Genomic DNA, 13,811 nt, shown 5'->3' with positions numbered 1-13,811 from the left:
CAGCGGGCAACGGTACAGCCACGCTCTGCATGCCCGCAACAGCATGGTGCAACCCGACCTAGTTATCCCAAGAAACCACGGGGCGCGGCCGTCATCGGCACTGCGCCCCATTTGCTCATCCCAGGTCGCACACGTTGCTTAACCCGCGGTCTCCAGCGCATGCGCGTGCACGTCGCGCACCGCACGTCCAGAAGGATCCGCCATCGCAGCAAACGCCGGATCCCACGCCAAGGCAGCCGGCGACGAACATGCAATCGACTTGCCGCCTGGCACCGTGGCAGCACACGCCTCGCCGGGGAAATGTTTCTCGAAGATCCGCCGATACAGATACGCTTCCTTGGTTGCCGGGGTGTTGAACGGATAGCGCGCGGCAGCTGCGGCAAACTCGCGATCACTGACCGCCTGCTCGGCATGCGCTTTGAGGCCGTCGATCCAACCGTAGCCCACGCCATCGCTAAACTGTTCTTTTTGCCGCCACAGGATCGATTCGGGCAGCGCGCCGACAAACGCTTCACGCAACACGGCTTTTTCGATACGCCCCTTGCCCGCCATCTTGTGTGAGGCATCCATACCCATGGCCACTTCCATAAACTCCAGGTCCAGGAACGGCACGCGCGCCTCCACGCCCCAGGCCATCATCGATTTGTTGGCGCGTAAACAGTCGTAGCTGTGCAAGGCGTCGATCTTGCGCACGGTTTCTTCGTGGAATGCTTCGGCTGATGGCGCCTTGTGGAAGTACAGATAACCGCCAAAAATTTCGTCGGAACCTTCGCCTGACAGCACCATCTTCACACCCATCGCCTTGATGCGCCGTGCCAGCAGGTACATCGGTGTGGAAGCGCGGATGGTGGTGACGTCATAGGTTTCGATATGGCGGATCACTTCCGGCAATGCGTCCAAGCCTTCCCAGAAGGTATAGATGAAACCGTGATGCACCGTTCCCAGTGAATCGGCTACCACTTTCGCCGCAGCGAGATCGGGCGAGCCTTCCAGGCCAATGGCAAAAGAATGCAAGCGTGGCCACCACGCTTCGCTGCGGTCTTCATCTTCGATACGTTCGCGCGCGAAACGTGCGGCGCAGGCGGCGACCAGCGACGAGTCCAGGCCACCCGACAGCAGCACGCCGTACGGCACGTCCGTCATCAACTGGCGATGCACGGCCTGCTCGAAGGCCTTGCGCAGTTCGCCCGGACCAGACGACTGCCCTTGGGTCACCGCATAATCGCGCCACGGACGGCTGTAATAACGCTGCAATTCGCCACTGGCGCTGTCATATACATGGCCGGGCGGGAACGGTGACACATCCGCACAGACACCAACGAGTGCCTTCATTTCCGATGCGACACACAACCGCCCCTGTGCATCATGTCCCCAATAGAGCGGGCAGACGCCGATCGGATCGCGCGCGATCAGGTACCGCTTCGCTTCGCCATCCCATAACGCAAAGGCGAAGATGCCGTTGAGCTTGCCGAGGAAATCCGCACCATGTTCCTGGTACAACGCGTTGATCACTTCGCAGTCCGAACCGGTGGTGAAGTCATAGGTACTTTGGGCGCGCAGTTCGCGATGGTTGTAGATCTCACCGTTGACCGCCAGCGCAAGGTGTCCGTCGCGGGAACGCAGCGGTTGCGCACCACTGGCTGGATCGACGATGGCAAGCCGCTCATGCACCAGGATCACCCCGGCGTCCACATAAACACCGCTCCAATCGGGTCCGCGGTGACGCTGACGCTGCGACAGTTCCAGCGCCAGCTGGCGTAACGCAGCCAAGTCATCGCCTGGCTGAAGATCGAAGATTCCGAAGATGGCACACATGACAGGTTCCTTGAGTCGGCAGGTTGATCAAACGGCAAAAACAAAAGGGCCCGCACTTGGCGGGCCCTTTTGCGTGTGTATGGTTGCTTCTTTCGTCTACACGCCGGCCCACCCGTGGTGACGGGTATTATTATTGGCGTTGTTATTCAGGCCGATGGCAGCCGCGCACGTGCCTGCCGGGGATGCGGCGACGAAGGCGACGAGGCTGGTGGCAGACGTGTTCATGCCTCGACTACAGCACATGCCGCGCTGACGTGCAAGCTGTTACACATTCGATACAGGCATAAGTGAGCCACGCCTCATAAGCGGCGACTCATCCGTTGCTGATCGCAAATTTTCACGCCGCCTTAGCCTTTCATTTGCTGAGATTTCCCACCACGCACGTCTGATCCATGCGTGATGCGGCTCTTACCGGCTCACATCGGGGACACGCTGGACCGCAAGCACGAACCAGGGCATGACGCATCTGCAGTTGAAGCTGGCCACCCACCTCGCCTCGCGGTCCATCGCTTGGGCCATCCGTTCAACAGGAGCGAACGATGAGACGGATGAAATGCTTGAGCGGTTTGCTGGTGCTCGCGGTCATATCTCCTGCCTTTGCGCAGGACGAAACCCAAACGCAAAAGCTGCAGAAAGAAGTGGATCAACTGCAAACCACGGTCCAGGAACTGCAAGCTGAAGTCAAAGAACTCAAAGCCGAGAAAGCCCAGCCGGCGGCGGCCGCCGTTACCTCACCAGCACCGGTAGCCGCACCGCCTGAAAAGGCTACGTTGGCGCCTCCTTCCCTCACGACCGTTTTGACGGAAGTGCCGAGCAATCAGGTCAACGTGCTGGAAATGACCAACACCGAGCGCTCACCGCTGCCGATCCAGCAAAGCGTGTCGGAAAACCAGACGTCCGCCTCGCGCATCGACAACGAGGCACCACCCACCGATCCCGACCTGAAAGGCTTTATCCAGATCCCCGGCACCGAGACGCTGATCCGCCTGGGTGGCTACGCCAAGCTCGACACCATCTACGATGTGAACAGCATCGGCTCGACCGACGCCTTCGTCACCTCGTCCATTCCCGTCCCTGCCCCGCATGCGGATACCGGCAACTTCACCATGCAGGCGCGCCAGACCCGCCTGAGCATGGAAATACGCCGACCGACCATGTTCGACGAGAGCATGCGCTTCTATTTCGAGACGGATCTCTATGGTGGCGGCAATGGCAACTACGGCTTTCGCTTGCGCCAAGCTTATGGACAGCTTGGCAATACCTACGCCGGCTTTGGCTGGTCGTCGTTTGCTGACCTGGACGCCATACCAGACACGCTGGATTTCGAAGGACCACCCGGCGCCATCGCACCACGCCAGGCCGGCATCCATCAGTTCTTCCGACTTGGCAGCAACAGCAGCCTGACTATTGCCGCGGAGCAGCCCACCTCGCAAGTGAGCGGTCCTGTCTTCACGTATCCGAATGTGGTGGTCGACAGCGCGAATCTCCACGGCACACAGCACGTTCCCGACCTCATTCTTGCGTTCCGCACCGAACAGGACTGGGGCCATCTGCAATTGGGTGGCGTTGCGCGACAGCTGGGCTACACCGATTACGAGGAAAGCCATCGCGTGGTGGGTGGCGGCGCGCAGTTCAGCGGTGCATTCAAAGTAGGACCATCCGATCCCTACAGCGACCTGTTCATGTTTGCCGCCGGCTGGGGCAAGGGCATCGGACACTATCTGGCCGATACCGATGGCTTGAACCTGGATGCCGCAGTGGGGCCGGACGGAAAGCTTTACGCACTGACCGGTCTGGGTGCACATGTCGCTTATACGCACTACTGGAACAGCGACTGGCGCAGCAATCTGGTCTACGGCATTGCCCGTATCCAGCACTCCCCCCTGCTTGGCGAGGATGTTTTCCGCGACAGCAACTACGGCGCAGCCAACTTGATCTGGAATCCGGTTTCCACGCTCACCGTCGGCCTGGAATTGCTGCACGGCCGATTGATGGTGCAGGACAACCGCTACAACGACGACACTCGCATCCAGGGCTCGCTGCAATACAGCTTCATCAAATAATCCCTCATCACGACGCATCAGGGACACTTCGTCATGGCTGATGAAAAGCGCAAGATCGGCGTAGTAGCCGCCACCTTCCTCGTGGCCGGCAACATGATGGGCTCGGGCGTGTTCCTGTTGCCTGGCAGTCTGGCAAAGATCGGCACCGTATCGATGTGGGGCTGGGTGGTCACCACTATCGGCTCCCTGCTGCTTGCCTTTGTGTTTGCCAAACTGGGGCGGCTGGCGCCCAAAGCCGGCGGCCCGTATGCCTACGCGCGCGACGCCTTTGGCCCGTACATGGGCTTCCAGACCAATACCATCTACTGGTTTGCCAATTGGATTGGCAACGTCGCACTGCCGGTCGCCGCGGTGGGTTACTTCAGCTTTTTCGTTCCGGCGCTGAGCGAGCCGCTGATGCGCACCGTGGTCGTGATCGCATTGATCTGGTTGTTCACGCTGGCCAACATCATGGGGGCGCAGGTGGTAACGCGGATCCAGTCCATCACCACCTCGTTTGCGCTAGTGCCGCTGTTCGGCATCGCGATCTTCGGCTGGTTCTTCTTCAAGAGCGATATCTTCGCTGGTGCACATAACGTGAGCGGTGGCAGCGATTTCCATGCCATCTCCTCGGCAGCCTCACTGACGCTATGGGCTTTTATTGGTGTGGAGTCCGCATCGGTATCGGCGGCGGTAGTGAAGAATCCGGAAAAGAATGTCGCCATTGCCACGCTTGCCGGCGTGGCAATGGCCGCGGTGGTTTATATCTCCAGTTCGGCAGTCATCATGGGCATGATCCCCAACGACCAACTGCAAGTAGCCGACGCCCCTTTTGCGCTGGCCGCACAAGTGGCGGTGGGCAAGATCGGTGGCGGTATCGTCAGCCTGTGCGCAACCTTGGGTGCCGCCGGATCACTGGGCGGCTGGATCATGCTGACCGCGCTGAGCGCCAAGGCAGCCGGCGATGACGGCCTGTTCCCGCGGATCTTCTCCAAGGCCAACAAAGACGATACACCGGTGCCCGGATTGATCATCGTGGCTGTGCTGATGTCGCTGGTAGTGCTGGTGACCGCGGCCTCGCCCAGCGCCTCCGAACAGTTCGAACTGATTACGCAGGCCGCTGTCGTGCTGACCTTGCTGCCTTACATCTATTCATCAGTTGCCTGCTATTTCGTCATCGAAAACAGCCACAGCACGATACACACCGGCTTTTATTGGGTACTCACCAGTGTCACCGTGGTGTATTGCCTGTGGGCAATCTTTGGCACCACCGGACAACTGGTGGCCTATGCCTTCCTGTTCATGCTGTTCATCACCGTGTTCTATCCCTTCTTCAGCGAACAGCGTCGACGCGAACGTGCAGCCAAGGCCGGATCGAAAGCAGCGACCTAAATATCTTTTAAGGATTGACGGAGTTCTGTGATGTATTACAACACGCTCGACTACCCCATCATCATCATCGATGAAGACTATGATTCGCCGCGCATCAACGGCATCCTGATTCGCGCCCTTGCCGATACGTTGCGCGGCTACGGCCATCGTGTTCTGAGCGGCCTGACGATGGCCGACGCCGAAGCGGGCGCACGCACCTACAATGCCGCTTCCGCGGTGCTGATTTCCATCGACGGCAGCGAGGAAGGTCCGCATCAGTTCGACCGGCTCTACACCCTGCTCGATACACAATTGGCCTATCGCGATGATCTTCCGGTATTCCTTTACGGAGAACGCCGCACGGTGGAACAGGTGCCGACGAAGCTGCTTGGCATGGTGCATGGGTTTGTCTTCCTCTATGAGGACACCCGGAGCTTTATCGCCCGCCAGGTGATGCGTGCTGCCGAGGAATACATGGAGGCGCTGCTACCGCCCTTCTTCAAGGCGCTAGTGCATCACGCCGCCGAATCGAATTACTCCTGGCACACGCCTGGCCACGGCGGCGGCGTGGCGTTTACCAAATCGGCGGTAGGCCGCGCTTTCCATCAGTTCTTTGGCGAGAACACGCTGCGCAGCGATTTGTCCGTATCCGTGCCGGAACTGGGTTCATTGCTGGATCACACCGGACCGGTGAAAGCCGCCGAGACCGAAGCGGCGCGCAACTTCGGCGCTGATCACACCTTCTTCGTCACTAATGGCACCTCGACCGCCAACAAGATCGTGTGGCACGGCACAGTCGCGCGCGGCGACATCGTATTTGTGGATCGCAATTGCCACAAATCCCTGCTGCATGCCTTGATCATGACCGGCGCGGTGCCGGTGTATTTCACACCCAGCCGTAACGCCCACGGCATCATCGGACCGATCAGCCTGGACCAGTTCGATCCCAAGGCGATGGCCAAGCGTATCGCGGCGCATCCACTGGCAGGCAAGGCGCTGAAGGCCAAGGGCAAGGACGCCAAACCACGCATCGCCGTAGTTACCAACTCCACCTACGATGGGCTTTGCTACAACGTTGAGAAGATCGCCGAAGACATCGGCGGCGGCGTGGAGTACCTGCATTTTGATGAAGCGTGGTACGGCTATGCGGCCTTCCACGAGATGTACGAAAACCATTACGCGATGGCCAAGGGCAAGCCGCGCGAGCAGGATCCAATCATCTTCGCGACGCATTCCACGCACAAACTGCTGGCGGCGTTCTCACAAGCCTCGATGATTCATGCCCGCAACAGCCGCACGCGCAAGCTGGACGCCGACCGCTTCAACGAAGCGTACATGATGCATACCTCCACCTCGCCGCACTACGGCGTGATCGCCTCCTGCGATGTCGCCTCGCGCATGATGGAAGGGCGCACCGGCCGCAGTCTGGTTGAGCAAATGCAAAAGGAGGCCATTGCCTTCCGCCGCGCCATGCTGCATGTGGGCGACGAGCTGGAAAAGAACGACTGGTGGTTCCACGTATGGCAGCCGGACGCCATGACCACGCGTCTTGACGAAGGTAACCGCGCCGCTGCACCGATCGCGACCAAGCAGAGTGATTGGAAGCTGGCACCCAAGGCCGCGTGGCACGGCTTCGGCGACTTGCCCAAAGACTATGTGCTGATCGACCCGATCAAGGTCACCTTGATGACGCCGGGTCTGAAGATGGATGGCAAGACCGAAAAACTCGGCATTCCCGCCGCCGTGGTCAGCCGCTTCCTGTGGACACGCGGCATCACGGTGGAAAAGACCAATCTCTATTCCTTCCTGATCCTGTTCTCGATGGGTATCACCAAGGGCAAGTGGAGCACACTGACCACGGAACTGCTGGCCTTCAAAGAGCTCTACGATGCCAACGCGCCACTGGAAAAAGCCTTGCCATCGCTGGTCACTGATCATCCGGAAACGTATGCCGGCAAGGGTCTTCGCGAGCTGTGCGATGCGCTGCATGCCTTCAATGTCCAGCACAAGGTGGCGCACGTCATGCGCGAGATGTACGTGGATCTTCCCGAGCCGGTGATGATCCCCGCCGAAGCCTATAACCGCCTTGTTCTCGGCGAGGTGGAGCGCGTGGAGATCGACAAGCTCGATGGCCGCATCGCCGCCACCATGCTGGTGCCCTACCCGCCGGGCATTCCCACCATCATGCCGGGTGAACGCTTCGGCAAGCAGGACACTGCGATACTGGAATCCCTGCGTATCGCTCGCGCGCAGAACGAGCAGTTCCCGGGCTTTGAATCGGATATTCACGGCCTGATCGTGGAACAGGGACCGAAAGGGCCTCGTTACGTGGTCGAAGTGCTGAAACGGTGATGCCAAGGCAGTGATGCGATGCGGTACTACTGTTCGCATGAATCCATCCCGCAGCCATCTCGTCCATGGCTTGCCGCAATGGCCCCTCGCGCCCAGTCGTCATCTCAGCGAAGGCCGGGATGACGAACCGCCCGATTTAGCATCCACGATAATAGACTGGCTATCGCCATGGACACGACCATCGAACAAGCACAACTACGCTTCTCGATCACCGTTACTTTTCTGGTCGGTGCCACGAGCGTCGCGATCGGTTTGCTACTGCATTCGCAGTCGATCGCTTTCGACGGCTTTTATTCGTTGGTCGACGTGGTGCTGACCACCGGTTCGCTCGCGGTATCACGCTTGATTACCCACGACGGCAGTCGGCGCTTCCAGTTCGGCTATTGGCATCTGGAGCCGCTGGTGGTGGTACTAAACGCCACCGTGCTCACCATCACCTGCGCTTATGCGGCCATCACCGCCATCCACGATCTTTCCATCGGGGGACATGAAATCCGGTTCGGCGTCGGTGCTGGCTGGGCGGCGCTGATGGGGGTTCTCAGCATGGCGATGGCCCTGGCCCTGCGTCGTCGTGCGCGCACGCTTGGCTCCGCACTGCTCGAGCTGGATGCAAAAGGCTGGTTTATCGGCGCCAGCATCAGTCTTGCGGTGCTGGTGGGTTTTGGAATCGCCGCCGTCATTCGCGGCGGATCACTCGACCATTGGACGCCGTACATCGATTCCAGCGTGTTGCTGTTGCTCACCATCGCTCTTCTGCCACTACCACTCGGCAGCTTGTGGCACGCCATGCGCGAAGTGCTGCAATTGGCCCCCGATGCGCTGGATAGCCACGTGCGTAGCGTGATGCAAGGGATTGTCGGCGAACGCGGTTATCTGGATTTCGCCAGCTATGTCGCGAAGATGGGCCGCATGCGCTTTATCGACATTCATATCCTGCTGCCGCCAGACGCTGAGCTTGGCACCATCGCCTCGGTCGATGAGGTTCGCGCGGAGATCGCCGCACGCCTTGGCGGTGATATCCGGGCCGAATGGCTGAACATCATGTTCACCAGTCACCGCGGCTGGATGTAGACAAACTAAGCTGCTGTGATCCAACGGAATGCCTCATCCATCTCGGCATTGCTGAAAAGTTTGAAATGCGCGGGCATGGCAAAGCCAAACATGCTCGACATCACGCGTATCCAGCCGACATCGGTGACCAGGGCGGTACGGTCCCAGCCGGTGATGTGGCGGAAGCCGAGCTTGACGTCATCCCACATGGCACCGGGTGCAAAGCCGGTGAAGTCGTCGCCGATATGAATGATCGAGCGCAGCTTGCGGTTAAGTGCAAAGGCCGCCTCGATATCCGGCACCATCACATTTTCATAATCATCGGCTGTTACCACGCCGCGCATGCGGAAACCAAGGATGCCAGGTGGCAGATTGGGGAGTTGCTCGATCATGGCGATCACCCCTTGAGGTTGTTTGCTATATCCAAACGCTAATCGCTCCCGCGCACAAGTGACGGGATGTGAAGGAAGTATGCGAGATTGTGGCGCGATTAATCAGATGGGCTCGATATGCCGCAACAGTAACCGCGGCGACTCGCGCCCTTGCCAGTCGTTGATAGTCAGTTCATACGCCGCGCGCAACATGGCTGGCGGCGGCTGGCCGTTGTAGGCATTGAACATGACTGCGTCATGCACTGCATCATCGCGTGGATCACGCAGGCTCAGGCGCAAATGCTTCTCGCCCATCAGGCGCCAGCTGAAGCATTCGAATCGATTTTCGAAAATAGGCTCAGGAAAGGCCTGTCCCCAAGGACCGGCGTAGCGCAACAGCCGCGCCATCTCCAACGTGAACATGCCGGCAGGCATTTCACCATCGGTGTAGAGCACGGCCTGCAGTTGCTCTTCGCTCAGCCATTCGCGCGCCACCGCATCAAAAGCGTCTGCGAAGCGAGAGTAATCCGATGTGCGCAGACTAAGACCGGCAGCCATGGCGTGTCCGCCAAAGCGTTCGATCAAGCCCGGATGGCGCGCATCGATCGTGGCCAGCGCATCGCGAATGTGGAAACCGGCAATGGAACGCGCAGAGCCACGCAGTTGATCCGGATTGTCTTCGCCAGCCGGCGCAAACGCGATCACCGGGCGGTGAAGCCGCTCCTTGAGCTTGGACGCCACCAAACCGACCACGCCAGCGTGCCAACTTGGCTCGAACAGGCTCACGCCGATTACGCTTTCCTCAACCCGCGCCGCATGGGCAACCATGACCTCGGCTTCTGCCACCATCGCCGCCTGCAGCTCGCGTCGTTCCTGATTGATCGAACTGAGCAATTCAGCGTAATGGTGCGCTTGCCGCGCATCATCGGTCAGCAGGCATTCCACACCCAGCCGCATGTCTTCCAATCGCCCTGCCGCATTGAGGCGCGGGCCGACGGCGTAGCCGAGATCGCTTGTGCACAAGGTCGCCACGCTGCGCTGGCTGGCTTCCACCAATGCGGTGATTCCGGCGCAACCACGGCGGCTGCGCAGACGTTTCATGCCCGCCTCGACCAACACGCGGTTGTTGAAATCCAGCGGTACCAGATCGGCCACCGTGCCAAGTGCTACCAGGTCCAGCAGTACCGACAAGTCCGGTTCGTTGTTCGCACTGAAAGCACCCTGCTCGCGCAGATGCGCGCGCAAAGCCAACAGCACATAGAACATCACGCCCACACCAGCCAGCGCCTTGCTGGGGAAATCGTCGCCGCGCAAATTGGGATTGACGATGGCGTCAGCGGCAGGCAGGAAATCACCGGGAAGATGATGATCGGTGACGATCACACGCATGCCACGCGACTTGGCGGCTGCAACACCAGCTACGCTGGCCACGCCGTTATCGACCGTAACGACAAGCTGCACATGATCCGGCAGCGATGCCACCAGCTCGGGCGTCAATCCGTAGCCGTGAATGAAGCGATTGGGCACCACATAATCGACACGCTGCGCACCAAGCAGACGCAGGCCGCGGATGGCTACTGCCGAGCCTGTAGCGCCATCGCAATCGTAATCGCCGGCAATCATGATCGAGGCATCGTCGCGAATCGCTTGCGCCAGCAGCTCGACAGCCTGCTGCATGCCGCCGAGTTGTTGTGGGGATAGCAGGCGATTCAGGCGATGCTCCGCCTGATCCGGCCCAAACACACCGCGCGCGGCGTAAATGCGTTGCAGGAGGGGATGCAAGCCGTCGCCCCAGCCCGCTGGCTCACCTAACAAGGGGCGGTGACGCAATTGCAGCTTGCTCATCCCGCGGCCCGCCGCCAGAAACGCAGACGATGCCAGGGACGTTGCAGCCAACGCTCGCCACTGGCGAAGGTCAATGTCAGCGTCTGGCGTTTGGCCAGTTCCTGCAGTAGCGGCCACCAGTGGATTGCGATGTCATCCACACTCAAATCCTGCAGATCGATAAGCCAGCCTGCGCGCGCGGCGCGGATGGATGCATCGCTACGCGCCTGTGCAGGAATACCTGCACGTTTTGCCAACGCGAGCAGCAGCACGTCCTCACCAATCACACCCGCCAGCGACGTGGCCACGCGCGATGGCAATGCGCCTCCGCCCCACAGCCACACGCTATTGACCGGCGGCAAGCCATGCGCGCGTCGCTGGAGATTGACCGGATGCTGATGCAATAGCACCTGCACTTCGTTCAACAACACACGCCAGCGGCGGCCATCCGTCCCTTGCGGCAGATGCTCGTACAAATCTTCGCCCAGGGCTTGTTCCGGCGCATCGAATTCCGGCAACGGCGTTTGTGGCGGCAGACGCACATGCCAGCGGTCCGGCGAAGAAATTTCCAGCGTCATGCCAGCATCGCTGAACACCGGTTTCAAGGGTTCGGCCAGCGCTTGCGCTTCCTCCCGGCTCAGTTGCAACTGGCCGCAAGCGAGCAGACGCGCGCCGCTGAGGTCGGGTTGCACCCAGGCAGGATCCGCGCTGAGCCAACTGATGTCACCTGCATCGCCGGCCAGATGCTCGCGCATCAAGGCCGCGGCAGGCAGGCGATGATCGCATTGGAAATAAGCAGCAAGACCACCAAGATAGCCCTTGGCACCGTCACCGATACGATCCGCACGCTGCAGCAGTGTGCGCAACGGATGCGAACGCTCGAAACGCTGCAAGTCGGGCAGCCAGATTTCCAGGGAAGCAGGCGAATGATCGGACATAAGCTCAGGCTTCGAGCAGTTCGTAAAGCTCCAGCCACTCGGCTTCGAGCGTTTCCTTTTCCTTGCGCAGTTCGGCCTGGCGTTGGCCCAGTTTCATCAACTCGGCGGTGGAACCGTTGTAAGTCGCCGGATCGGCGAGCTTCTGTTCCAGGGCCGTGAGATCGGTGTCGATGGCCGCCACACGCGTTTCGATTTTTTTGACACGCTGGCGTGTGGCTTTCTCGTTCTCGCGTTGCGCAGCGGCTGCACGACGGCGATCAGCGGCAGATTCCACCGGCTTTGCATCGGCTTCAGCGGATTTCTTAGGTGCCGAGCCACGCGCACGCAGCCAGCGCGCGTAGTCATCGAGATCGCCATCGAAAGACTCCACTTTGCCGTCGGCGACACGCCAGAAACTGTCGCAAACCATGCCGAGCAGATGGCGATCGTGCGAAACCAGCACCAACGCGCCGTCGAAATCGGCCAGCGCATCGGCCAGCGCCTCACGCATGTCGAGGTCAAGATGGTTGGTCGGTTCGTCGAGCAGCAGCAGATTCGGCTTATCCCAGGCGATCAATGCCAGGGCAAGGCGGGCGCGCTCACCGCCGGAAAAACCATCCACCGATTCGAACGCGCGATCACCGGCAAAATTCCAGCCGCCGAGAAAATCACGCAGCGCCTGCCCTGATACACCCGGGGCCTTGTCCTGCAGATGATCGAACGGACTGGCGCCTTCACGCAGACTTTCCACCGTGTGCTGGGCGAAGTAGCCGATCTTCAGATCCTTGTGCGCCTTGCGCTCACCGGCCAGTGTCGCCAGTTCGCCGACCAGGGTTTTGACCATGGTGGACTTACCTGCGCCGTTTGGACCAAGCAGACCGATGCGTTCTCCCGCCTCAAGACGAAAACGCACATCATGCAGGATGGTTGCTGCTGGCTCGCCGGGCTCACCGGGATAACCTGCCGCCACCTCTTCCAACTGCAGCATGGAGTCGGGCACGCGGTCCGGCACAGCAAACTGAAAACGGAACGCACGCTCGGCACGCACAGCTTCCGTACCCGCCATTTTTTCCAGGCGCTTCATACGCGACTGCGCCTGCTTGGCCTTGCTGGCCTTGGCCTTGAAGCGATCGATGAAGGATTGCAGATGGGCGCGCTCAGCCTGTTCGCGTTCGTGCACGATCTGCTGCAAGCGCAACTGCTCGGCACGCTGCAGTTCGAACGAACTGTAGTTGCCGGTGTAGAGCCTGGCCCTGCCCTCGTTGAGATGCATCGTGTGGGTGATCACGCCGTCCAGGAATTCACGATCGTGCGAGATCACCAGCATGGTGCCCTGGTAACGGCGCAACCATTCTTCCAGCCACAGCACGGCATCGAGATCAAGGTGGTTGGTCGGCTCATCGAGCAACAGCAAGTCGGAGGGCGCCATCAGCGCGCGCGCCAGGTTCAGGCGCACGCGCCAACCGCCCGAGAATTCGCACACTGCACGTTCGTGGGTCTCTGCACTGAAGCCGAGTCCGTGTAGCAGACGGCCTGCGCGGGCACGTGCGTCGTAGCCGTGCAGTTCCTCGATGCGATGATGCGCACGTGCCATCGCCTCGGTGTCGCCACGCGCCTGCGCATCGAGTTCATCGCGCAAGGCGGCAGCCAGCTCCACGTCACCGCCCATCACATATTCGATGGCCGGATCGGGCAAAGCCGGGGTTTCCTGTGCCACCGAGGCCAAGCGCAGCCGGGCTGGCATATCCAGCTCGCCGGCGTCGGCTTCCAACTGTCCCTGCAATGCGGCGAACAGGCTCGACTTGCCGCAACCGTTGCGGCCGACCACGCCCAGGCGCCAGCCACTCTGGATTACCAGATCGATATCGGAAAGCAATAGCCGGCTGCCGCGGCGCAGAGCGAAGTGGCGAAACGCAATCATTGGAACGGACTCGGACCGGGCATGGGTGCCCGTGGCCGCACATGATAGCGGTTAGGCGTGCCCTGACTCACTTTGCGTGGGTGTCGGTGGTTCTGTCCACTCGCCAGCAACCGGACCATCGGCAACGGCAGACTGGCCATCTGGCTAG

9 protein-coding genes are annotated in these 13,811 nt (G+C 60.4%); 4 read left to right on the top strand and 5 right to left on the bottom strand.

Going from position 1 to position 13,811, the window contains the following annotated elements; genetic code table 11:
- Window positions 1–138 precede the first annotated feature (138 nt).
- Window positions 139–1,815 carry an asparagine synthase B gene (gene asnB, locus ISN74_RS08165; RefSeq protein WP_188798855.1) on the bottom strand — a complete coding sequence of 559 codons (1,677 nt, stop codon included), beginning with the start codon at window positions 1,813–1,815 and terminating at the stop codon, window positions 139–141.
- Between the two features lie 539 nt (window positions 1,816–2,354).
- Here asnB and ISN74_RS08160 point away from each other — a divergent pair.
- The 4 genes from ISN74_RS08160 (at window position 2,355) to ISN74_RS08145 (ending at window position 8,651) form a co-directional block, all read left to right on the top strand.
- Entirely contained in the window at window positions 2,355–3,878 is a 1,524-nt protein-coding gene (locus ISN74_RS08160) for a DcaP family trimeric outer membrane transporter (protein WP_188798854.1), read from the top strand.
- Between the two features lie 33 nt (window positions 3,879–3,911).
- On the top strand, window positions 3,912–5,249 hold the full coding sequence (gene adiC, locus ISN74_RS08155) for an arginine/agmatine antiporter (protein ID WP_188798853.1): 1,338 nt from the start codon (window positions 3,912–3,914) through the stop codon (window positions 5,247–5,249).
- Window positions 5,250–5,279: 30 nt separating this feature from the next.
- On the top strand, window positions 5,280–7,580 hold the full coding sequence (locus ISN74_RS08150; RefSeq protein ID WP_188798852.1) for an Orn/Lys/Arg family decarboxylase: 2,301 nt from the start codon (window positions 5,280–5,282) through the stop codon (window positions 7,578–7,580).
- Between the two features lie 168 nt (window positions 7,581–7,748).
- Entirely contained in the window at window positions 7,749–8,651 is a 903-nt protein-coding gene (locus tag ISN74_RS08145) for a cation diffusion facilitator family transporter (protein WP_229679081.1), read from the top strand.
- A gap of 5 nt (window positions 8,652–8,656) precedes the next feature.
- On the opposite strand, the gene ISN74_RS08140 is transcribed toward ISN74_RS08145, so the two are convergent.
- From ISN74_RS08140 to ISN74_RS08125, 4 genes are all read right to left on the bottom strand, one after another.
- Window positions 8,657–9,022 (bottom strand): SpoIIAA family protein, encoded by a 366-nt coding sequence (locus tag ISN74_RS08140; RefSeq protein ID WP_188798851.1) that lies wholly within the window; start codon window positions 9,020–9,022, stop codon window positions 8,657–8,659.
- A 102-nt stretch (window positions 9,023–9,124) separates the two neighbouring features.
- Window positions 9,125–10,846: a single-stranded-DNA-specific exonuclease RecJ gene (recJ, locus tag ISN74_RS08135; protein ID WP_188798850.1), complete on the bottom strand. Its 1,722-nt coding sequence runs from the start codon at window positions 10,844–10,846 to the stop codon at window positions 9,125–9,127.
- The gene (locus ISN74_RS08130; protein ID WP_188798849.1) at window positions 10,843–11,763 is read right to left on the bottom strand and encodes a phosphoglycerate mutase; all 921 of its coding nucleotides are present in this window, start codon (window positions 11,761–11,763) and stop codon (window positions 10,843–10,845) included. Before ISN74_RS08130 ends, recJ begins: the two co-directional genes overlap by 4 nt.
- A 4-nt stretch (window positions 11,764–11,767) precedes the next feature.
- Window positions 11,768–13,663 carry an ABC-F family ATP-binding cassette domain-containing protein gene (locus ISN74_RS08125; protein ID WP_188798848.1) on the bottom strand — a complete coding sequence of 632 codons (1,896 nt, stop codon included), beginning with the start codon at window positions 13,661–13,663 and terminating at the stop codon, window positions 11,768–11,770.
- Window positions 13,664–13,811 lie beyond the last annotated feature (148 nt).

Origin of the sequence: Dyella caseinilytica (genome assembly GCF_016865235.1) — a bacterium.
Lineage (GTDB): Bacteria > Pseudomonadota > Gammaproteobacteria > Xanthomonadales > Rhodanobacteraceae > Dyella_B > Dyella_B caseinilytica.
This window is presented reverse-complemented; position numbering and strand designations above follow the sequence as displayed.